This window comes from Caldimicrobium sp. SLHALR3 (assembly GCF_058692735.1).
This window is the reverse complement of record NZ_CP182484.1, coordinates 516595-538667: the sequence shown is the minus strand read 5'-3', so window position 1 is coordinate 538667 and position 22073 is coordinate 516595. Positions and strand designations below refer to the sequence as shown.

Genomic DNA, 22073 nt, shown 5'->3' with positions numbered 1-22073 from the left:
AATTTATTCTAAAAGGGTGTAATCCATTTTTCTTCTTTTGGGAATGTATCCTGCACTTTCTATGTAATGTCTAATTTCTTTTTCACTCAATCTGTGAGAAACTCCTGCAGCTGCAACTACATTTTCTTCTATCATAGTGCTTCCAAAGTCATTTCCTCCAAATTCCAAAGCTATTTGAGCTATGTAAGGTCCTTGAGTAACCCAGGAGACTTGGATGTTTTTTATGTTATCAAGAAAAATGCGAGAAATAGCAAGAACCCTTAAATATTCTGCAGAGCCAACCTTTATTAAATGTCTTAAGCGTGTATTTTTAGGCTGAAAGGTCCAAGGAATGAAGGCTGTAAAACCTCCTGTTTTATCCTGTAAATTTCTAATTTTTGAAAGGTGCTCTATTATTTCTTCTCTTGTCTCTATGTGTCCAAACATCATGGTAGCGGTGGTCTTTAAGCCAAGCTTATGAGCAGTCTCCATAACCATTAACCATTCATCTGCAGAACACTTATTAGGTGAAATAAGCTTTCTCACTCGGTCTGAAAGTATTTCAGCTCCTCCTCCAGGAATGGAATCAAGACCTGCTTTTATCAATCTTTCCAAAACCTCTTTTATACTTAATCCAGAAATTCTACTAAAGTGAACAATCTCAGGGGGAGAAAAGGCATGTAAATGGATTTGAGGAAAGTTTGTTTTTATAAATTTTAGCATTTCCTCATAAAAAGAAAAAGGAAGATCTGGATGAAGTCCTCCTTGAAGCAAAATTTGATATCCTCCAAGATCTATAGTCTCCCTTATTTTTTTAGCAAGCTCTTCAAAACTTAAAACATAACCATCTTTTGAATTTGGAGGCTTGTAATATGCACAAAACCTACAGCCTGAGATGCAAATATTAGTATAATTTATGTTCCTATCAACTACATAAGTTACTATTTTTTCTGGATTAATTCTAAACCTAACAATCCTTGCAAGATAGCCAAGTTCAGGCAAACTAAAATCAAAAAGCTTTAAAGCCTCTTCTTCATCTATTCTTTCTCCATCTAAAATTTTTTTAATTATTTTCTCTTTCATTTTTCTATTCCTTTTCTTGATTTTACGCCTTTTTCATAGTAATGTTTGACTTTTCTCATTTCTGTTACAAGGTCTGCTACTTCTATAATTTCTTGAGGAGCCTGTCTTCCCGTGATAATTATTTCCAGATTATCTGGTTTATTTTTAATAACCTCTAAAAATTCTTCCAGATCTATTATTCCCCAGTTCAGAGCATAGGTAATTTCGTCAAGAACTATTATATTATAGGTTCCAGATTTTGCCAGTTCTTTCACCTCTTCCCATCCTTTAAGAGTAAGTTCTCTTATTTCAGGATCAATCTTTCCTTTTACAAATTCTTCTTTGCCAAAAGCTTTATATAAAAGTTGAGGAAAAAATCTTTTTAATATCTCTACTTCACTTGAGGTTCCTGGTTTAAAAAACTGAAAAAATGCAACTTTTAGTCCTGCTCCTAAAGCTCTTATAGTAAGTCCGATAGCAGCAGTAGTTTTACCTTTACCTTCTCCTGTATAAACTTGAATGTAGCCTTTAAAATTTTTCATTTTAAGTTTTTATTTTATCTCAAAAAGGTTATTATAAAAATTCCAAAAAGCATTAAAATCACTGCAAAAAGCCTTACCAAAATATAGGACTCTTTAAACAATAAATACCCTAAAATAACTGCAAAAAGAATACTTGTTCTTTTAAGTGCTATCATATAGGCAGTCTGTATTTTACTGAGAGCTATCATGTGAAAATAACACATAAGTGCCTGAGTTAATCCTATTAAAAGAATCGGTTTGAAATTTGTTTTTACAAATTCACAAAGTTTTATGCGATAAAGAATTTTCATACTTAAAGTTGAAGCTATTCCAAGAATTGAAAAATAAAAAGAAGCAAACCAAAGAGGATTACTAAGAAGTATTCCTTTTTTACCGAGAACAGAAGTTATAGAATAAATAAGAGCAACTTGTAGAAGTAAAAAACTACCTTTTTCTTTTTTAATAGCCTTTATAGGAGCTAAAAATCCTTCTTTTAAAGAAGGAAGATTAATACAATAACTACCTAAAAATACCAAGGTTATTCCTAAAGCCCCATTTTCAGAAATTTTTTCTCCTAAAAGAATATAACCTGTAAGCATTATAAAAACAGGTGTAAAAGAAAGGAAAGGTATGGTTAAAGAAAGGGGAGAAAGTCTAATTCCTTTCATATAAAGTATAGTTGCTGTAATTTCTAAAAGAAGAAGAAGGGAAACATTATTTACAAACTGAAAGTTAAAATAGTTTACTCCATTGTATTTATAAGTAAGAAATAGAAAGATGGGAAAAAGAAAGGGGAAACTTCCCAGAGTTCTTGCAACAACCATATAGGGATGTTCAAAAGAAGAGAGATACTTTTTGTTTAAAGCATCACTTAAAGCTACGAAAAATCCCGACAAAATTGCAAAAACACACCAAATCATTTTTTCTGCCACTTACAATGTAGTAGGGTTAAATTAGATTTAATGGGCAGGAGGCACAAAGTGGGGCTTTTTTCTTACAAAAATTTTTACCACATGCAACAAGCAGTGCATGAAATTCATTAAAAAGCTTGGGATCAGGGGGTAGATTTTCCATAAATAAAGATTGTATTTCTTCGTAAGTTACTTCTTCAGGAATAAGAGAGTGTCTACTCAAAATTCTATAAGTGTAAGCATCAACTACAAAAATGGGCAAATTTCCAGCATAAAGAAGCATACTGTCAACGGTTTCCTTTCCAAGACCCTTTACACTAAGCAATTCTTCTCTTGCTTTGTGAAGCCCGTTTGAAAAAAGAAAATCTAAATTCCCTTCGTATTTTTCCACTAAAAATTTTACAAAGTTTTTAAGCCTTTTTGCCTTAAGATTATAAAATCCTGATGGTTTTATCAACTGGGCAATAACCTCTATCGGAGTTTCATAAAGTTTAAATGGATCTAAGAGATTTTCCTTTTTTAAATTTTCTATAGCTTTTTTTACATTTTTCCAGCTTGCATTTTGAGTAAGAATAGCTCCTACACAAACTTCAAAAGGTGTATCTGCAGGCCACCAATTTTGAGATCCAAAAAAGGCATACAGTTTTTCATAAATCTCCCATAAAATTTGAGAAATGTTTTTCATGCTTCTTCTAAAAATACTACTACTGTTTGAGATGGAAAATCAAAAACAAAAAACCCCTCTTTTTCAAGTTCATCTCTTATTTTATCTGCTAACTCATAATTTTTTTCTTTTTTAGCAAGCTCCCTTAATTTAACCCTTTCTAAAATTTTCTCATCTTTTACCCTTTGAGGAAATTTAAATACCTTAAAGACTTGATTAAGCTTTTTGAAACTTTTTAAAAACTCCTCTTTGTATTCCGAGGATATTCCTTCTTTTAAGTAAGGATAAATCTTTTTAAAAAAGGTTATCAATTCAGAAATAACAAGTGGTGTATTAAGGTCCTCTTTTAAGGCTTTTTCCCAGTTATTTTCAAAGTCTTTTAAAATCTGCCAAAGCCTTTCTTTTTCTGAAGAATTCATTTCTCTTTCAGGACTTGCTCCTAAAAAGGCTACATATCTATCAATCTTTTTCAATATTTTAGAACTTTCCTCTAAACCTTTCCAGTCAAAATTAAATCTATTTCTGTAATGAGTTCTCAAAAAGTAAAATCTAAGAGTCCTTCCTGAAAACCCCTTCTCTTTTATGTCTTCTATCGTTATTTTATTTTCAGATGAAAGTTTTTTACCGTTATAAAATACTAAACCTGAATGAACCCAGTATCTGGCAAGCTCTTTTCCTGTTATAGCCTTGGCTACAGCTCTTGTATTTTCATGATGAGGAAAAATGAGATCGCTACTACTGGTAAATATGTCAATTTCTTCTCCTAAATATTTTAAAACGAGGCTTGCGCAATGAATATGCCATGTTGGTCTTACTTTACCAAAAGAAGTTTCTATAAAATATCCCCTTTTTAATTCCAAAATCTGAACCCTTTTTAAAAGGGCAAAATCAAAAGGCTCTTCCTTTTCGTATTCTTCAAGATCAATGGTAGCTCCAGGTTTAAGATAATTCAAATCTATTTTAGAAAGTTTCCCGTATTCAGGAAACCTTGAAATATCAAAATAAAGACTTGAATACTTTACATAGGCTTTATCTTTCTCAAGCACCTTAATAGCCAATTCTTTCATATCTTCCAGATGATTACTGACCTTAGGATAAAAATCAGCCCTTTCAATTTTTAACCACTCCAAATCTTCGTAAAATTTTTTCTCTATTTTAGAAGTAAGCCCTTCTAAATCTACATTTTTTTCAAGGGCAGTGTGAATGGTTTTGTCATCAAAGTCTGTCAAATTTACTACATGGATTACTTTATAACCTTTGAGTTTTAAATAACTTTTCAAAATATCTGCGGTGATCAGTCTTCTATAAAGACCTATATGAGGCTCTGCATTTAAGGTTGGTCCACAGGTATAAATCTTTACTTCTCCGTTTTTAAGAGGATAAAAAGGTTCTCTCTTTCCTGAGAAAGTATTGGTAAGAATAAGATCTACCTCTTTGTATGGCTCTTTTTTATTGGTTTCAAAACTCCAAAGTGGCGTTGAAAGGTATCTTTCTCCTCCATCTGGAAATATAACCACAATCAAACCTTCCTTTAACTCTTCTGCCAGTTTTATAGCTCCTGCAAGAGCTGCACCAGAGCTCATACCCACAAATATACCTTCTTCCTTAGCAAGTCTTCTTGCCCAGTAAAATGCTTCTTCATCTTCCACATTTATAACCTTTTCTAAGAGTTTTTTATCGTAAATGCTGGGAGGATAGGATTCTTTCATATTTTTAAGCCCTTGAATCTTATGCCCTGGATTTGGTTCCACTCCCACAACCTTTAAAGATAGTCTATTATCCTTGGCAAATCTTGCTATTCCCATTGCTGTGCCTGTAGTTCCAAGACCACAAACTACATGGGTAACTTTCCCTTCTGTATCTCTTAATATTTCTGGTGCAGTAGTTTTATAATGACTCAGCCAGTTTGCGGAATTATTGTATTGATCTGTGCAGTAATATTTGTCTGGGTTATTTCTTAAAATTTCATAAACTGCCTCTATAGCTCCATCTGTTCCCTTTTCAGCAGGAGTTAAAAGGATTTCCGCTCCAAAGGCTTGCATAATTTTTCTTCTTTCAATTGAAGCAGACTCAGGCATGGCTATAACGCATCTATATCCTTTTACCGCACATACCAAAGAAAGCCCTATTCCAGTGTTTCCGCTTGAAGCCTCAATTACGATTTTTTCAGGAGTTAAAAGCCCTCTCTTTTCTGCCTCTTCAATCATAAAAAGTGCAGGTCTATCTTTTACTGAACCACCAGGATTTTGACTTTCCAATTTTCCCCAAATTTCTACAGATGACTTGACTTTTATATTTCTTAGTTTAATTATGGGAGTATTACCTATTTTTTGTAAGATATTATGAAATCTCATAAATTTTTGTTGAGCTTTTTATTCGTTTTATTTTATATTACTTTAGGAACTTGCCAAGTAAATAAATCTTATAATTTTGGTCCCTCCTTTATTTCTTTGCTACCAAACCAGTTTATCTATTTGGAAAATCTAAAGTACACTCTTTGCGAAAATGATACCCTGGTTGATCTTGCTGTTCAATTCAGAACCGGATATTATCACTTAATTCTTGCTAATAAAGATATAGACCCTTGGGTTCCTCCAATTGGAAAAACAATAATTATTCCCAAAAAAATTTTAATTCCAGAAGAATTTCTTTTTATGCCTGATAATGTTATCATTGTCAATCTTCCAGAAATGAGACTATACTACTTTAAAAATGGAAAGGTTTTTATTGCTCCAATAGGGATTGGAGATAAAGGAAGTCTTCCTCCTTTAGGAGTTTATACTATTATAAATAAAAAAGAAAAACCTACCTGGTATCCTCCTCCATCAATAAAAGCTGAAGATCCTACTTTACCTGATGTAGTTCCTCCTGGACCAGATAATCCCATGGGAGATTATGCACTTTATTTATCAAGAGGGCTTTACGCCATACACGGAACAAATAAGATTTATAGTATAGGAAGAAGGAGCACACATGGATGTATCCGCCTTTATCCAGAAGATATTGAATTTTTATACAAAAATGTTCCCATAGGAACCTTGGTAAAAATCGTTTACGAACCCTATAAACTTGCCATACAAAATGGGAAAATATATTTACAAGCTTATCCAGATATGGAAAACCTCATTAAATACCCTATTAAACACATTATTCAGAAACTCGATCTTATTACCAAAAAGAAAAATTTAAATTATCAAATAGATTTAATTAAACTGGAAAAGGCTTTAGAAAAAGCTGATGGTCTTATTTATGAAATAGGGAAAGTGAAAAAGTAAAAGTTATTCGTTTTTCTTCAATCTTTTATAAATCAGCAAAAAAGTGAGAGCCCTTTCTTCAACCTCTTCCAATAATCCGGTTTTGTAAAGGCTCTTTAGAGCTTCTATATGAAGCCTGTGATTAGAACATTCTGCTTCTATCTCTGCCACCAAAGGTTGTCCCAAAGCAAAGATATCCCCCATTATATCTAAAATCTTATGTCTTACAAATTCATCAGGAGTTCTTAATCCTTCTGGATTAAGAACCTTTTCTTCATCTAAAATTATAGCATTGGAAAGACTTCCACCCTTTATTATTCCTTTATTTTTTCTTTCAAAAAGTATGTCTTTAAAACCAAAAGTTCTCGCAAAGGAAATTTCATGAATATACACTTTCGGATTTAACTCCAATTCTAAACTTTGATATCCTATTAGTGGATGGTTAAAGTATAAAGAGGCTTTTATTTTTAAAGTATTTGATGGTTTAAATTTTATCTTACCACCATTTCCATTTTGATACTGAAAACTTTTGCGAAGATAAAACTTTTTTTTGGGAGTTAGTAAAAACTTATATCCTACTTCTTGAATCTTTCTTACCCAGGGATAGGCTGAACCATCAAAAAGAGGTATCTCTTCCCCATAAACACGAACTATAGCATTATCTATCTGAAGACCGTGAAAAGCAGAAAGAAGATGTTCAACCAAATAAATAAAGTGCTCCCCGTCAGTCAAAGCCGTAGCACCATCAAGCCCAATTATGTTATTTATACTTAAAGGTATTAAAGGTTTCTCTGGAAGGTCTTCTCTTACAAAGAGAATCCCAGTATTTTCCTCAGCTGGCTCAATTTCCACCTTTATATTTTTCCCAGAAAATATTCCCTCTCCTTCTAAAACTATCTTCCCTGCCAAAGTCCTTTGATATTGCATTTTCAACCTCTCTTACTTTCAGTCTCTATTTATCTAAAATTTAAGCAATATCTGTGCCAATTTTAAGATGCCTGATTTTTCAATATTTTAAGTATCTACCGATGTTTCAGGGTGTGTAATTTAATAATCAGGTGTGTTTTAAATTACACAACTAAATCTGAGTTAAATCGTAGATTTTATCTTTTAAAATAACTTTTTTAACCCTTCCTTTGAGTTTTTTATTCAAAAATGGAGTATTTTTACTTTTTGATTGAATAATTTCTTCTGTTAAGATGTATTCTTCTTCTGGATCAACAATTATAACTTCAGCCACAGTTCCCTTTTTAAACGATGGAGGCTCAATACCCAAAACTTTTGAGGGATTCACGATAAGTTTTTCAAAAAGAGCCAAAGGTGTTAGATATCTTTCTCTTACTAAATTGAGACTTAAAGGAAGTAAAGTTTGAAGTCCTATCATTCCAAAAGAGGCATATTCAAATTCTATTTCCTTTTCAAGAGGGCTATGAGGTGCGTGATCACTTGCTATTACTTCTATTAAATTCTCTTTTAAAGCCATTTTTATAGCCTCTACATCTTTTTCAGTTCTTAAGGGTGGGTTAACCTTAGCAAGGGTATTATAATTTTCTACTTCCTTTTCAGTTAAAGTGAAGTAATGAGGACAGGTTTCAGCTGTAAAGGGAATTCCTTCCTCTTTAGCCCATTTTAAAAATGGAATAACCTCTCCTGTTGAAAGGTGGGCTAAATGAATAGATTTTTGAGTTTCTTTAGCAAGGATTAGATCCCTTACTACTGCTATAGTCTCAGCTGAGGCAGGAATTCCTTTTAATCCAAGTTTTGCTGAAAAATATCCTTCATTAATTTGTCCACCCTTAGATAGAGTTTTATCTTCGCAATGGGAGATTATTGCCAAATCAAAATTTTTGGCATAAAGAAGGGCTCTTCGCATAACTTCAGAATTTTGGACCCATTTTCCATCATCAGAAACCGCTACAACTCCAGCTTTTTTAAGCCTTCCAAATTCAGTAATTTCTTTTCCTTCTTGATTTTTGGTGATACAGGCGATAGGATAAACTGAAACATAAGCTTTTTTAGAAGCTCTTTCCAAAATATATCCCGTAACTTCTGGAGTGTCGTTAGGAGGCTTGGTATTTGGCATACAAGCTAATCTCAAAATCCCTCCATATAAAGCTGCTTTTGTCCCTGTCTCTATGTCTTCTTTCCATTCCTCTCCAGGTTCTCTCAAATGCACATGAATATCTACAAGTCCAGGTAAAACCCACAAATTTTTCGCCTCTATTACTTCTACTTTTTCCTTAATTTCTATATTCTTTTCAACACCTAATATTTTTCCCTCTTCAATCAGCACATCTCCTACAAAATCAAGATTTTGTGAAGGATCAATTATTCTTCCTTTTTTAATCAAAAGTCTCATAATCTTTTCCACCTGTAAGAAGCTTAAGTAAAATTGCCATTCTTATTGCTACTCCATTTTCTACCTGTTCGAGAATTACCTGAAAGGGATACTTTTCCATCTCGTATGAAAGTTCTACACCCCAGTTGATAGGACCCGGATGCATAAGAATTGCTTTTTCTTTCATTAGCTCTAAATGTGCTGGTTTGAGCCCAAAAAACTCGTGATATTCAAGGAAACTTGGAACGAGTGTTTCTCCGTGCCTTTCTTTCTGTATTCTTAAAGCAATAACCACATCGGCATCTTTAATAGCTTCCTCTATTTTGTAGCAAATTTTAAAGCCTTTCTCATTGATTTTGTAATAGCTTTCTTCTTTTAAATTAGGCAAAAGTTGAGCAGGACCAGAAACCCAAACAGAAGAACCCATTTTTTGGAAAGCTAAAATATCAGAATGAGCAACCCTGCTGTGTTTTATATCACCTATTATGGCTATTTTTAAATCTGAAAGGGTGCCAAGCTTTTCTTTTACAGTTAAAAGATCTAAAAGTGCTTGAGTAGGATGTTCATGAGTCCCGTCTCCTGCATTCACTACAGGAACTTTGCTATGTTGAGCTACAAAGTGCGGTGCACCTGCTACGGGATGTCTTATAACAAATAGATCTGCCCCTATGGCTTCTAAATTTTTAATGGTATCAAGAAGGGTTTCTCCCTTTTCAATACTCGTTCCTTTACCTGTAAAAGTTAAAGTATCTGCAGATAAGGTTTTAGCAGCTTTTTCAAAGGAAAAACGGGTTCTTGTAGAGGGTTCATAAAAAAGATTAATTACCAATTTTCCTCTTAAAGTAGGAACTTTGGGAATGGGTCTGTATAAAATTTCTTTAAGGTTTTCTGCTAAGTTTAAAAAATTTTCTATTTCCTCTTTGCTAAGGGAGGCGATATCAAGAAGGTGTTTATTTTTTAAATCCATAAATATTCCTTTATATATTCTACTGCCTCTTCAGGTGTATCAAAAATCCTAAAAAGATCAACATCCTTGGGAGAAATCTTGTTATTAGGAATAAGGTAATCAATCATCCATTGATAAAGTGGAGCCCAAAAATTTTTACCTATGAGCACAATAGGAACGGGTCTTATTTTCTTTGTTTGAACTAAAGTAAGAACTTCAAACATTTCGTCTAAGGTTCCAAACCCACCAGGGAAAAACACAAAAGCTACTGAATACTTTGCCATCATCACCTTTCTTACAAAAAAGTATTTGAATTCTAACTTTATATTGGCATAAGGATTAGGTTCTTGTTCTAAAGGTAATCTTATGTTTAATCCTACAGAATATCCTCCTGCTTCTGATGCTCCTTTATTAGCTGCTTCCATAATACCGGGTCCGCCACCAGTAATGACTGAAAATCCAGCTTTTACCAAAAGTCTACCCAGTTCTTCTGCTTTTTTATAATCAGGATGATCTGAGGGAGTTCTTGAGGAACCAAAAATAGTTACTGCTGGATAAACCTTGGGAAGAAGTTCAAAACCTTCAACAAATTCGGCAAGAATCTTAAAAAGTCTCCAAGATTCTTTTGCTGCAAGACCTTCAAGAACATATTGTTTTTCTTCAAAAAATCTGCCTTCAAGTGGTCTCTGCACCTGACACCCCTCCTAAACCATATTCTTCTAAAAATTTTAAAGAGTTTATTTCAAAAGGCAAAAAAAATTTAAAAAACTTTTCACTAATTTTAAAAATTTTTTCTCTATCATCAACCCAATTTTTTAATTCTTCCTCCAATTTTTGCAACCTTTCAAAATCAGGAGGCATTTCAATTAAAGTTCTTAACATTTGAATTGTTTTCAAATCCAAAACTTCACCTTCATCATTTTTACACCTAAAACATAAAATCCCGCCCTCAAATACAGAAAAGTAAAAAATCTTTTTAGGTTGATAACCACATTTTACACATTGAAATAACTCTGGTGCCCATCCGGAAAATTTTAAAATTTTTAATTCAAAAAAGGGTTTCCACAAATTACCAATACTATTTCTTTTTTCTATTTCTCTTAAAAATTTTTTTATGAAAGAAAAATACTCTACCGCAAGACCTGAAAAACTTATTTTAGAAAGAATTTCTCCTATGTAAGAAATTATTATATACTTTTTATGATCCTTTCTGATAGTTTCTGGCAAAAAAAGAAGATCAGCTTTTTCCAGAATAGGAAACTTGCCTTTAGAAGTCTTTCTTAGATGAGCTTTTATAAGATTAAATTCTTCTAAAAGATTAACAAATCTTTTTCGACTCTTTTGAGCTCCTTTAGCAATGCTCCAGACTTTTCCTTTTGGAGTTAAAAGCTCTACTAATAAATCTATTTCGCCTAATTTCTCTTTAGAAAGAATTAAAGCCTCTAAAGAAAAAATCATCTACTTACAAATAGATTCTAATGTACCTTTTTTCTTCAAGTTCTTTAATCCACTTTTCCAAAAATTTCTGAGCTTTAACTTCAAACAACTTTTGATATAACTTCTCTTTCATCTCTTCAAAAGAAGGAGGAGTCCCTTCTTCAATCTTTAGAAGCCTTATTATGTAAAACTGATCCCCTATTTTTATTACAGGGGTAACCTCTCCTGGAGCAATGGTTTTAAGTTTTTCTAAAATTTCTGAAGCAAGTTCGTCTTTTTTAAAGGTCTCCTCTTTTATAAATTGTAAATTCTTAGGATAATCTCGATATACATCCTCAAAACTTTTACCTTTAAGAATCTGTTCATGTATTGAGGAAGCAAAATTTTCGTCTCCACTTATTATTAAAATTGATAGAATATACTTAGGAGTTTTTTCGTAATTTTTTATAGCCTCATCGTATGCCTTTTTAAGTTCATCATCAGTAATGAAGACTTTACCTCTTACCTGAATCTGCACAAATTTAATCTTAAGTAGTTTATCTCTTAATTTTTCTTTATACTCCTCATAACTCATTCCTTGCTTTTTTAAATATTCTTTAAACTTTTCCTCTCCACCTACAGCATCTATATCAATTTTTATAACTCTTTCGAGTTCCTCATCAGTAACGGTAAGTCCATATTTTTGAGCTTCAATTTTTAAAACACTTTCTTCTATCCACCCTTTTAAAATTTCTCTTCTTATCTGATTCTTTATTTTTTCTTTTTCCTCTGAAGGTAAATCAGGATTTACAAATTTTTCAAAATAGGGTTTACACATCTCCTCAAGGTCATAAAGAGTCAAAAATTCGTCTCCCACTACAGCTACAATTTTATTTATAGTTTCAGAAAAAACAGGAAAAGTGCAAAAAAAGACTAAGAAAAAGAGGAAAAATGTAATTTTTTTCCACATAAATTTATTATTGGCTTTCTAAGCTTAAAGTGGTGTAATATCTTCCTCTTGCTGTTTTAATTCCTAATAAAACCTTATTTGTATTTAAGGACGGTTTAAGAGCCTGATAAAATTCTTCCAAATTATTTACTTTTTTGCGATTAACCTCATCAATCACAAGACCAGGTCTTAATCCAGCATAATCTGCTGGCGTTTCTGGAAAAACCTCAGTAATTACCACACCTTTAGTAGTGAAAAGCCCCATTCTTTTTGCTAATTCAGGAGTAATATCCTCAACTGTAAATCCTAAATTTTCTAAAAATCCTTCCAACTCACTTATCTCAGCTTTTGAAATAAAGATGCCCTTTTTAGGAGCTTCAATTTTAACTTTTACTTCCATTTCTTTACCTTCTCTTATTATTTTTAAAACCACTTCAGTACCTGGTTTAGTTAAGAGCACATAATTTCTTAGTTCTGAGGAATTTTTAATTGGTTTTCCGTTGTAACTTATAATAACATCTTTTTCTTTTAAACCAGCTTTTTCAGCAGGGGAGTCTTTCATTACTTCGGTTACAAGTGCTCCTTCAGTAATTTTTAACCCTAATTCTTTAGCAAGGGCAGGTGTTATATCTTGAATATATACTCCTAAAAAACCCCTTTCCACCTTTCCTTTAGCTTTTAATTGCTCTACTACGGTTTTTACAATATTACTTGGAATGGCAAAACCTATCCCCATGTAACCACCAGATCTGGTAAAAATAGCAGTATTCATTCCTATGACTTCCCCTTTTAAGTTAAGTAAAGGACCCCCTGAATTTCCGGGATTTATAGCTGCATCTGTTTGAATAAAATCTTCTACATCTGAAATTCCGATTCCGCTTCTTCCTTTGGCACTCACCACCCCTACAGTTACAGTGTGAGAAAGTCCAAAAGGATTACCAATAGCAATAACCCACTCTCCAACTTTTATTAAATCTGAATTACCAAGGGTTAAAGTTGGAAGATTATTAGCATCTATTTTAAGTAATGCTATATCAGAAAAAGGATCAGTCCCCACAATTTTTGCATTAAAACTTCTACCATCTACTAATTTTACTGTAATATTTTGAGCTCCTTGAATTACATGATTATTAGTAACAACATAACCATCCTTAGAAATTATAAATCCAGAACCTGCTCCCCTCTGCTTATAATTAGGAACTGAAAAGAATCTTCTAAAAAATTCGTCACCAAAAAAATCAAAAGGAAAAACATCTTTTGGAACAGAAATAACTCTTTCAGTCTCAATATAAACCACAGCTGGAGCAGCTTTTTCTGCAACATAGGAAAAAGCTTCTGAAAGCTCTTGAGCTATTTCCAGACTTTTTGTTGAAACTGTAGTTCCATCTCCGGCAACTAATTTTTTGGAACTCAGGAGTCCGGTTTTATCTATGAAAGTTTTGGCTAAAACTCCAAAAGCAAAAGCAATAATAACTAAAATTAAAATTAGTTTATACTGACTTTTGAGAAAATCTTTCATATAGGTCCCCCTCCTTTCTTTTAAGTTTTTTGGATACCACATACTCCATAATTTTTTTCAGATTTACCACATCTTCTTTATTGTAAATAATGAGTTTTCTCAAAGCATCTTTGTCTCTCTCTTCTGTCCACTTTCTCCACAATTTTACTGCATCATAACCATTCAAACCTTTTAATTTCCTCTCAATACCTAATACCTTCTCTATCTTTTTTAAACCTCCCTTTAATCCCACTTCTTTGGTTAACAAAAAGAGATCAATATGAATAAGTGGTGTTATCAAATCTGGAAAAGTTTTTTTAATAAAAGGAACATCAAAATTTTCACCTCCAAAGGTTATCCAGATAGGAGTTTCAGCAAGAAAATTATAAGCTCTATTTAAATTTAAATCCTTTATAAAAGGAAAGTATTTATTCTCCTTGTATATCCCAATTATGGTAATATCATTATTTTCTTTTGAAAGACCCTCTGTTTCAATATCCACAAATAAGATCTCCGAAGGAAAATGAAGATAAACTTGCCATTTTTCAGAAAGATTGAGATATCTTAACCTTTTTTTGAAATCCTCTATTATACTACTTGCTCTCATTTTTGGATTCTTTTTTCAATTTTAAATAAATTTTTGGCTGATACTCTTTGTAGAGATTTTGCAAAATCTGTGCCATTAGCTCTTCTTCTTTCTTTTGTAAATAATCTTTTTCAACTACACTTTTTATTTCATCAAAAGAGGGTATTCTCTCAGGTATAATTTTTTCAACTTTTACAATGTGATACCCAAAAGGAGATTTTATAGGCATGCTTATTTCTCCTTCTTTAAGTTTAAAAACTTCTTTTTCAAACTCTGGTATAGTTTGCCCTTTTTTAATAATCCCCAAATCTCCCCCTTTTTCTTTTGAACCAGTATCATCGGAATAAATCTTAGCAAGCTCTTCAAATTTTTCTCCCTTTAAAAGCTTTTCTCTAACTTCGTTTGCTTTTTTAAAAGCCTTCTCTTCAGTAGCATTATCAGCATCTTTGGGAACATAAATTAAAATATGCTTAACCTGTCTTCCTTCTGGTTCCTTATATTCTTCTTTATTTTTTTCGTAATATTCCCTTACTTCCCTTTCACTTATTTTTAAATTGGCTACTTTTTTTTCAAAATACTTTTGAGCAATGAAATTTTTTTCAATTTCCATCAATTCTTTTTTAACTTCTAAATCTTTATCAATTCCTTCCTTTTTCCCTGCAAGAGAAAGTAAAGATAAATTAACCCATCTGTTAACTATGGCTTTAACTACATCTTCTTTCAATTCTGGTTTTGTCTTCAAAATCTGCTGAATATGGGCATCTTTTTCCATCATTCTGTTAACATCTTTTTCATAAAGTTTATAAGGTCCAACCTCAGCTAAAAGTTTATTTTCTGCCCATCCATTTAAAAAAAAGAGAAAAACCATTGCAAAAATTACAAAAACAATCGTTAATTTTTTCATTTAACTTCCCTCCTATTTTATTTTTGTTCCAGGTAAAAAATATCCAGGACCGCAGGTTTTTCCTGGATAAACATAAGATTCTTTTCCTAAAAGTGTTCCTGGTTGTAAAACAGAATTACATCCAGTTTGACATCTGTCTCCCAAAATTGCTCCCAATTTTTTAAGCCCCGTATTTATAATTTCTTTATTAATTACTAAAGTTATATTTTTTTTGCTAAATTTCAAGTTAGCAAGTTTTGTTCCTGCTCCTAAATTAACATCGCTTCCAAGGATGCTATCTCCTACATAGGCAAAATGGGAAGCTTTGGCAAAACTTAAAAATATACTGTTTTTAATCTCGGTAGTATGCCCTATTACTGCTTTTTCTCCTGTATAAACACTTCCTCTTATATAAGCACCGTGTCTTATTTGAGTTCCTTTAGAAAAATAGGCTGGAGGTGAGATTAACGAGAAAGATTCCACCACTACACCTTTTTCAAAAAATATTTTTTTCCCTGTTAAAACTGTTCCTGCTTTTAAGATTGCTCCCTCTATTTTTTCTCCCTTAAAGTAATATTCCCCCTCAAAATCTTCACATTCCTTTAAAGGAACTATTTCACCATCTTCTGTTAAAATTAAACTTTCAGGAAGGGGAATATCAATGGGAATATTTCTGGGCAAATCAGGAATTGTATCCATTAGGTAGCTTTTTAAATTTTTCAAAGGTTCCCAGGGGAACCCCTCCTTAAATAATTCCGCTATTTTTTCTTTTTCCAAGTTCTCAAAAAATAAGTCTAAGGAAATATTCATATTGGTAACATTATAAACCTTTAAAGCACTCTTGTCAAAAAGAAATTTTTGATTAAAATTTTAAAAAAGTCGCCCCTGTAGCTCAATAGGATAGAGCAGCGGCCTTCTAAGCCGTAGGTTGGGGGTTCGAGTCCCTCCAGGGGCGCTTTTTTTCTTAAATTAAAAAGAGGTGAAATTATGAAAAAAGGTATTCATCCTGAATATTATGAAGACGCAGTAGTTATGTGTGCTTGTGGAAACAGATTTACTGTAGGCTCTACCAAAAAAGAAATTAGGGTTGAAATCTGCTCTAAATGCCATCCTTTTTTTACAGGAGAAATGAAATTTGTAGATACTGAAGGAAGAATTGAGAAATTTATGAGAAAATATGCCGATTTTTACGAAAAACAAGAAAAATCTCAGAGTTAATTTGTAGAAATATGAGCTTAGCTAATTTTTACTTAAAAAAATTAGAAACCTTAGAAAAAAATTTTGAAGAAATTTCACGCAAGCTTTCTGATCCTTCTATAATTTCAAAGCCTGAGGTTTATGCCAAATTAGCAAAGGAACACGCTGAACTTTTGGAAATTGTTGAAACTTACAGAGAATATAAAAAGATTTTACAGCAAATAAAGGAAAATAAGCAAATACTGGAAGAGGAGACTGACGAAGAATTATTGGAACTTGCTAAACAGGAACTCAAAGAACTTGAAAATAGGTTAGAAGATTTAGAAGAAAAATTACCCATTCTTCTTTTACCAAAAGACCCCAATGATGAAAAAAATGTAATAATAGAGATAAGAGCTGGAGCTGGTGGAGAAGAGGCAGCTCTATTTGCTGCAGATCTGCTGAGAATGTACAGTCGCTATGCAGAAAGAAAAGGATGGAAGTTTGAGATTCTTGATGCAAACGAAACAGGTTTGGGTGGTTTTAAAGAAGTTATAGCTAAAATTGAAGGAAAGGGTGCTTATAGCAGGTTAAAATATGAAAGTGGAGTTCACAGGGTGCAAAGAGTTCCTATTACTGAGTCCTCAGGTAGGATTCACACCTCTACTGTTACTGTAGCTATATTGCCAGAAGTAGATGAGGTAACTGTGGAAATAAAGCCTGAAGACCTAAAAATTGAAACTATGAGAGCAAGTGGACACGGTGGACAGCATGTTAATAAAACTGAAAGTGCAGTAAGAATTACTCATATCCCTACAGGAATAGTGGTAACCTGCCAAAACGAAAGGAGTCAACACCAAAATAAAGTAACTGCTTTAAAAATTTTAAGAGCAAAATTATATGAGCTTGCTTTAAGAGAACAGGCTGAAAAAATCCAGGCAGAAAGAAAATCTCAGGTAGGAACAGGTGAAAGGTGCGAAAAAATAAGAACTTATAACTTTCCACAAAATCGTGTAACTGATCATCGTATCGGTCTTACGGTTTATAATCTCCCTGAAGTTCTCGATGGAGATTTAGACGAATTTATAGATGCTTTGATTACTCATTACAGAACCGAAGCTTTGAAGAAAGAAGAAGAAAAGCTCAGCATGGCTGCTTAAAAAGATGATTTCTCATTACAGTTTTGGCAACCTAACCTTTAAAGAAAAAACTTATAATAAGGATCTTATTATTATAAAAACGCCTTCTGAAGAAAAGATATTATCTAACTGGTGGAGAAAGGAAGGGCATAGACTTCAGGTTGAAGATTTAGAAGAAGTATGGAAAAATCCTGTAGAATTTTTAATAATTGGAACAGGGGCTTATGGAGTAATGAAAGTTGATCCTGAAGTAGAAAAAAAAGCTAAAGAATTAAATATAAAAGTTGAAATTTATCAAACTGATAAAGCAGTAAAAAGATTTAATGAGCTTTATTCTTTAAAGACTTCAGTAGCAGGCGCCTTTCATTTAACCTGTTAATTATTCCCAACTCCAAGGATTTTCTTTTTTAACTGGATTCTGATTGGAAGGCGGTAAGGTTTGCCTTTGAGGTTCTACATAGGTTTGAGGCTGAGTAACTTGGGGTTGTGAACTTTGAGGCTGTGAATAGGTAGGTTGTGAATAAGTGTAGGGTTGAGGTGCTGGTGCTATCTGAGTTGTATAATATCTTGGTTTTTTTTCCTTCTCCCCAAAAGGCCAAATGTGAGACCACAATTTAGAAAGAATTCCCTCATCTTCTTGGTAATAGTAGTAATAAGGTGGAGGAGAATAGGGGTAATAAGGTTGTGGTGGATACATAGGTGGATAATTTGGAACCATGGCTGTGGCATTGGTATTTTTATTTTTTTCTTCTTCATCTTCTGCCCAACCTATGGTTCCTTTAGAAAGATCTATTACCAAGTTTCTGGTTAATCCCTCTTCTCCCAAATCTCCGTAAGGACTTTTTGCTCTGGTTACCTTTGGTTTACTTTCTACAGGAACCTGAGGATAAAGATAGGGGGCATAATAATAGTAACCCCTTTCTGGATGGTCTTTACTTGACCCATAAGGAACCATAGCATAGTAAGGCTCCTTGTAAAAATCTTCCTCTTTTCCTTCTATGTACATTCTTGCTTTTTGGGCAAATCTTGAAAGCTGAGAAATTATTTCAGAAACATCCTTTAGCTCCTGAAAAAATTGGGCGGGTTTCTTTTCATCTGACAAATCCATTATCTGAGCATCTATACTAACTGAGTTACCTAAAACAGTAATGCTTCCCCATATTACATAATTTGCTCCAAATTTTTTACCCAGCTCTTTAGCCACATTTTTATCTATCTTCTGGTAATTTTTGATTTCATTCTTAACTTTATCCACATCCACTATCTCTATCTTGGAAGGCAGATACAGACGGCTGACAAGCATCTCAGGTATAGCCTCTTTTAAATAGGAATACTCTGGATTAGAATAAATCTCAAAAGGAAGAATTAAAACCTTTTTAGTTATTGAACTACCTTCTTCAGCAAAAACCTTAAAACAAGTTAAAGAAAGAATTAATATAATAATAAATATCAGTCTTTTTCTCATAGGGTTTTACCTCTTTTTAAGGATTCTTTTTTAAAAATAATCCATTTTAAAATTTTGTCAAAAAACAAACTTTCAAATCTCTTTTAAATCTTGCCCAAAATTTAAATTTTAGATTATAATATATACTACTAAATAGTTTTTTCCAAAACCAGTAAAGGAGGCAAGAATGAAAGTAGTAATAGCTTATGATGGATCACAAGATGCAAAAGAAGGACTCAAGGTAGCTCAAAGATTTTTAAAAGAAGAAATAGATGAATTAATTCTTCTTTATGTAGTGCGTAAAAGAGAAGATATGAGCAAAGAAGAAGAAGAAAAAGAAATAGAAAAAGGTAAAAAACTTCTTGAGGAAGCTAAAAAGGAACTTAAAGATCACTTTACCATAAAAGAAACTGTAATATCCGATTATTCTATTGCTGAGGCAATTCTCAATTTTGTGGAAAATGAAGAGGCTGATATGTTGATTATGGGAGCAAGAGGAGTCAGACCTGATATTATAAGATATACCCTTGGAAGCACCACGGCAAAGGTCGTAAGCTTTGCTCCCTGCTCTATATACATTGCTAAGAAAAAGTAACTTTATTTTAAATGACTGATTTATTTCTCTTTTTGAGTTTTTGTATATACTTTATTTCTTTAATAGGATTTGGATTTTATTTCAAAACTCTTAAAAAAGAAGTTTTAAGATATGCTCAATTTGTCTTGTTAATAGGTTTTTGCTTTCATACCCTTTTTTGGATGATAAAAATCTATCAAATCTTTACCACTTCTATCCTTTCTTTTAAAGATCTTCTTAACTTTTTCTCGTGGGAATTAGTGCTTATCTACTTTATTTTTACTTTAAGTCCTATTAAAATTAATACTGCAGGATTTTTTTTACTTCCTCTCGTATTAATACTTTTTGCTATTTCTTTTCTTTTCCCAAAAGAGATCTTATCTCCTTTTAGCCCACATTTTAAGAGTTTTTGGTTCCCTCTGCATGCCTTTACAGGACTTTTTTCTCATGGATTTTTGCTTTTTGGAGTAGTAATCTCCTTAATGTATATCTTGCAGGAAAGAGAAATCAAAAAAAAACATCTTGGTCTTTTTTTTAAAAAACTTCCACCACTTGAATATTTAGATAGAATAAACGAAAAATGTCTTTATCTGGGATTTATTTTTCTTTCACTTGCTATAATAAGTGGGGCTATTTGGAGTGAAAGGGCTTTCGGAAATTACTGGAGATGGTCCCCAAAAGAGGTAATAACTTTAATACTCTGGTTAATTTACGCTGTTTTAATACATCAGAGAATCTTAATTGGCTGGAGAGGAAAAAAAGCTTCCTATATGTTTTTGCTGGGCTTTGGTATTTGGCTTATTAGTTTTTTTGTGATAAATTTATTCTCCAAGGGGTTTCATACCTATGGGTCTTGATATTACTATACTATTAATTGGCTTAAATCACAAAACTGCTCCTGTTGAAATTAGAGAAAAACTTGCCTTTAAAAATCTACCTTCCCATCCTTTAGAAGTACTCAGAAAAGAGATTTCTTCTTTTAAGGAAGGACTTTTTTTATCTACCTGTAACAGAGTTGAGTTTTACTTTATTTTAGAGCCAAAAAATAAAAACCAATTTTTGACTGATTTTTCTAATTTTTTAGAAAGGGCTTCTTCTTTGAAGTGGAATGAGTTAGAACCTCATCTTTATTTTTTGGAAAACGAAGAGGCAGTAAAACATCTTTTTGAAGTTTCCTGCGGACTTGATTCTATGGTAATTGGAGAGCCTCAAATTCTTGGACAGGTTAAATCTGCATATAAGGAAGCTTTAGAACATCGCACTTCCGGTATAGTTTTAAATAGACTTTTACATAAATGCTTTTTCGTGGCTAAAAAAGTAAGAACTGAAACAGGCATAGGAGGTGGTGCTGTCTCTGTTAGTTATGCCGCTTATAGCTTAGCTAAAAAGATTCTCGGTTCTTTAAAAGATAAGACTGTTCTTCTCGTAGGTGCAGGAGAAATGGCAGAACTTGCCTGCATGCATTTTTTCTCAGAAGGAGTTAAAAAAGTCCTTATTGCTAACAGAACCCTTTCAAAAGCTATTGAACTGGCAGATAAATTTAAAGGAGAAGCCTATTCCTTAGATGAACTTCCTACTGCTTTAATAAACGCGGATATAATAATTTCTTCAACAGGCGCACCAAACTACATAATTACCAAAAATATGGTAGCAAGTATTTTAAAACCAAGAAAATACAGACCTCTTTTTATAATTGATATTGCTGTTCCAAGAGATGTAGAGCCTGAGGTCAATAACCTTGAAAATGTTTATCTTTACGATATAGATGATCTTAAATCAGTGGTAGAGGAAAACTTAAAAGAAAGAAAAAAAGAAGCTGCAAGGGCACAAGTAATAATTGAAGCCGAAGTTTTCAAATTTCAGAAATGGCTAAAAGAACTTGACTTTTATCCAACTTTAAGAGCATTAAGTGAAAAGGTAGAAATTTTAAGACAAAAAGAACTGGCTAAAACTTTTAAAAAACTCAAAAATTTATCAGAAGAAGAAAAAAGGGCTATTGAAATTTTAACCAAATCTCTGGTGCAGAAAATTCTTTACTATCCCATCAATTTTATAAAAAAAAGTTATCACGAAGAGGGAAAATACGCTATAAGCTTAATAAGAAGTATTTTTGAACTTGATGAACCTTTTAAAGAAATTTCTGAAGCTGAGATAGAAACTTTATCTTATCAAATTGAAGAAGCAATTTCAAAGTCAAAAAGTGATTCCTCAAAAAATGCTAATTCTAAAAAAATATTAATTCAGTAAAATTGAAAGTAAGATTAAAAGGGAATATCTTCTTCGTCTAAAAGATTTTCCTCTATTTCCTCTAAGGGTATTTCTTCTGTATTATTTTTAGACTTTGAAGCCAATAAAGGTTCTTTTTTTTCTGATTCCGTTTGAGATTTTTTATCAAGAATCTGCAATTTATCAGCTATGATTTCGGTAACATATCTTTGATTTCCCTGTCTGTCTTCAAATTTCCTGGTTCTTATTTTTCCTTCTATGTAAACCTGAGAACCTTTAGAAAGGTATTCTCCGCAAATTTCTGCAAGTCTACCAAAAGCAACAATTCTGTGCCACTCTGTAAGGATTTCTTTTTCTCCGTTTCTTATTATTACTTCATTGGTAGCAATTCTAAATGTAGCAACTGGCTTTCCGTCAAGAGTATATCTTATTTCTGGGTCTGCTCCGAGTCTTCCAATTAAAATGACTTTGTTTATACTCATCTTATTTTTAAATGATATTCTACTT

General features: G+C 32.5%; 24 protein-coding genes and 1 tRNA gene. 8 read left to right on the top strand and 17 right to left on the bottom strand.

Going from position 1 to position 22073, the window contains the following annotated elements; translation table 11 throughout:
• Window positions 1-3: 3 nt before the first annotated feature.
• Genes mqnC through ACLGLP_RS02805 form a run of 5 tightly spaced genes read right to left on the bottom strand, consistent with a single transcriptional unit; the run spans window position 4 to window position 5491 of the window.
• The gene (gene mqnC, locus ACLGLP_RS02825) at window positions 4-1062 is read right to left on the bottom strand and encodes a cyclic dehypoxanthinyl futalosine synthase (RefSeq protein ID WP_492113423.1); all 1059 of its coding nucleotides are present in this window, start codon (window positions 1060-1062) and stop codon (window positions 4-6) included.
• Complete coding sequence (gene cobO, locus ACLGLP_RS02820) at window positions 1059-1583, bottom strand: cob(I)yrinic acid a,c-diamide adenosyltransferase (protein ID WP_492113422.1); 525 nt, start codon at window positions 1581-1583, stop codon at window positions 1059-1061. The genes mqnC and cobO overlap by 4 nt, the downstream gene beginning before the upstream one ends.
• 14 nt (window positions 1584-1597) lie before the next feature.
• A complete protein-coding gene (locus ACLGLP_RS02815) occupies window positions 1598-2482 on the bottom strand; it encodes an EamA family transporter (RefSeq protein WP_492113421.1) in 885 nt (294 codons plus the stop codon).
• 28 nt (window positions 2483-2510) lie between these two features.
• Complete coding sequence (locus ACLGLP_RS02810) at window positions 2511-3158, bottom strand: endonuclease III domain-containing protein (RefSeq protein ID WP_492113420.1); 648 nt, start codon at window positions 3156-3158, stop codon at window positions 2511-2513.
• Window positions 3155-5491, bottom strand: coding sequence for a cysteine synthase (locus tag ACLGLP_RS02805; RefSeq protein ID WP_492113419.1), 2337 nt, complete (start codon window positions 5489-5491; stop codon window positions 3155-3157). The genes ACLGLP_RS02810 and ACLGLP_RS02805 overlap by 4 nt, the downstream gene beginning before the upstream one ends.
• On the opposite strand from ACLGLP_RS02805, the gene ACLGLP_RS02800 reads away from it, so the two are divergent.
• Window positions 5480-6412: a L,D-transpeptidase gene (locus tag ACLGLP_RS02800; RefSeq protein WP_492113418.1), complete on the top strand. Its 933-nt coding sequence runs from the start codon at window positions 5480-5482 to the stop codon at window positions 6410-6412. The two genes, ACLGLP_RS02805 and ACLGLP_RS02800, sit on opposite strands and share 12 nt — an antisense overlap.
• A gap of 3 nt (window positions 6413-6415) precedes the next feature.
• Here the strand turns inward: ACLGLP_RS02800 and lpxC are convergent, their stop codons facing one another.
• The 10 genes from lpxC to ACLGLP_RS02750 all read right to left on the bottom strand — a co-directional run bounded on the left by lpxC (window position 6416) and on the right by ACLGLP_RS02750 (window position 15706).
• On the bottom strand, window positions 6416-7318 hold the full coding sequence (lpxC, locus tag ACLGLP_RS02795) for a UDP-3-O-acyl-N-acetylglucosamine deacetylase (protein WP_492113417.1): 903 nt from the start codon (window positions 7316-7318) through the stop codon (window positions 6416-6418).
• Between the two features lie 151 nt (window positions 7319-7469).
• Window positions 7470-8750, bottom strand: a complete 1281-nt coding sequence (locus ACLGLP_RS02790; RefSeq protein WP_492113416.1) for a dihydroorotase — start codon at window positions 8748-8750, stop codon at window positions 7470-7472.
• Window positions 8734-9696, bottom strand: a complete 963-nt coding sequence (locus tag ACLGLP_RS02785; protein ID WP_492113415.1) for an aspartate carbamoyltransferase catalytic subunit — start codon at window positions 9694-9696, stop codon at window positions 8734-8736. The genes ACLGLP_RS02790 and ACLGLP_RS02785 overlap by 17 nt, the downstream gene beginning before the upstream one ends.
• Entirely contained in the window at window positions 9687-10367 is a 681-nt protein-coding gene (locus tag ACLGLP_RS02780) for an LOG family protein (protein WP_492113414.1), read from the bottom strand. Before ACLGLP_RS02780 ends, ACLGLP_RS02785 begins: the two co-directional genes overlap by 10 nt.
• Window positions 10351-11133, bottom strand: coding sequence for a DNA repair protein RecO (gene recO / locus ACLGLP_RS02775; RefSeq protein ID WP_492113413.1), 783 nt, complete (start codon window positions 11131-11133; stop codon window positions 10351-10353). Before recO ends, ACLGLP_RS02780 begins: the two co-directional genes overlap by 17 nt.
• Before the next feature lie 4 nt (window positions 11134-11137).
• The gene (locus tag ACLGLP_RS02770) at window positions 11138-12061 is read right to left on the bottom strand and encodes a peptidyl-prolyl cis-trans isomerase (protein WP_492113412.1); all 924 of its coding nucleotides are present in this window, start codon (window positions 12059-12061) and stop codon (window positions 11138-11140) included.
• A gap of 7 nt (window positions 12062-12068) precedes the next feature.
• Window positions 12069-13559, bottom strand: coding sequence for a DegQ family serine endoprotease (locus tag ACLGLP_RS02765; RefSeq protein ID WP_492113411.1), 1491 nt, complete (start codon window positions 13557-13559; stop codon window positions 12069-12071).
• On the bottom strand, window positions 13531-14145 hold the full coding sequence (locus ACLGLP_RS02760) for a ribonuclease H-like domain-containing protein (protein WP_492113410.1): 615 nt from the start codon (window positions 14143-14145) through the stop codon (window positions 13531-13533). Before ACLGLP_RS02760 ends, ACLGLP_RS02765 begins: the two co-directional genes overlap by 29 nt.
• Complete coding sequence (locus tag ACLGLP_RS02755; protein ID WP_492113409.1) at window positions 14132-15028, bottom strand: peptidylprolyl isomerase; 897 nt, start codon at window positions 15026-15028, stop codon at window positions 14132-14134. The genes ACLGLP_RS02760 and ACLGLP_RS02755 overlap by 14 nt, the downstream gene beginning before the upstream one ends.
• Window positions 15029-15040: 12 nt before the next feature.
• Window positions 15041-15706, bottom strand: a complete 666-nt coding sequence (locus tag ACLGLP_RS02750; RefSeq protein ID WP_492113408.1) for an LbetaH domain-containing protein — start codon at window positions 15704-15706, stop codon at window positions 15041-15043.
• A 182-nt stretch (window positions 15707-15888) separates the two neighbouring features.
• Here ACLGLP_RS02750 and ACLGLP_RS02745 point away from each other — a divergent pair.
• The 4 genes from ACLGLP_RS02745 to ACLGLP_RS02730 all read left to right on the top strand — a co-directional run bounded on the left by ACLGLP_RS02745 (window position 15889) and on the right by ACLGLP_RS02730 (window position 17701).
• Window positions 15889-15962: transfer RNA gene (locus ACLGLP_RS02745), tRNA-Arg, on the top strand.
• Window positions 15963-15994: 32 nt separating this feature from the next.
• Complete coding sequence (gene rpmE, locus ACLGLP_RS02740) at window positions 15995-16225, top strand: 50S ribosomal protein L31 (protein ID WP_492113407.1); 231 nt, start codon at window positions 15995-15997, stop codon at window positions 16223-16225.
• An 11-nt stretch (window positions 16226-16236) separates the two neighbouring features.
• Window positions 16237-17343: a peptide chain release factor 1 gene (gene prfA / locus ACLGLP_RS02735; RefSeq protein ID WP_492113406.1), complete on the top strand. Its 1107-nt coding sequence runs from the start codon at window positions 16237-16239 to the stop codon at window positions 17341-17343.
• A gap of 4 nt (window positions 17344-17347) precedes the next feature.
• Window positions 17348-17701, top strand: a complete 354-nt coding sequence (locus tag ACLGLP_RS02730) for an Mth938-like domain-containing protein (RefSeq protein ID WP_492113405.1) — start codon at window positions 17348-17350, stop codon at window positions 17699-17701.
• Here the strand turns inward: ACLGLP_RS02730 and ACLGLP_RS02725 are convergent, their stop codons facing one another.
• Window positions 17702-18787: a hypothetical protein gene (locus tag ACLGLP_RS02725; RefSeq protein ID WP_492113404.1), complete on the bottom strand. Its 1086-nt coding sequence runs from the start codon at window positions 18785-18787 to the stop codon at window positions 17702-17704.
• Window positions 18788-18953: 166 nt separating this feature from the next.
• Here ACLGLP_RS02725 and ACLGLP_RS02720 point away from each other — a divergent pair, with 166 nt between their 5' ends.
• The 3 genes from ACLGLP_RS02720 to hemA are packed head-to-tail and all read left to right on the top strand — an operon-like array spanning window position 18954 to window position 21587.
• Entirely contained in the window at window positions 18954-19361 is a 408-nt protein-coding gene (locus ACLGLP_RS02720) for a universal stress protein (protein ID WP_492113403.1), read from the top strand.
• Between the two features lie 11 nt (window positions 19362-19372).
• Window positions 19373-20197 carry a cytochrome C assembly family protein gene (locus ACLGLP_RS02715; protein ID WP_492113402.1) on the top strand — a complete coding sequence of 275 codons (825 nt, stop codon included), beginning with the start codon at window positions 19373-19375 and terminating at the stop codon, window positions 20195-20197.
• Window positions 20187-21587, top strand: coding sequence for a glutamyl-tRNA reductase (gene hemA, locus ACLGLP_RS02710; RefSeq protein WP_492113401.1), 1401 nt, complete (start codon window positions 20187-20189; stop codon window positions 21585-21587). The genes ACLGLP_RS02715 and hemA overlap by 11 nt, the downstream gene beginning before the upstream one ends.
• A 14-nt stretch (window positions 21588-21601) precedes the next feature.
• Here the strand turns inward: hemA and ACLGLP_RS02705 are convergent, their stop codons facing one another.
• Entirely contained in the window at window positions 21602-22048 is a 447-nt protein-coding gene (locus ACLGLP_RS02705) for a single-stranded DNA-binding protein (RefSeq protein ID WP_492113400.1), read from the bottom strand.
• Window positions 22049-22073 lie beyond the last annotated feature (25 nt).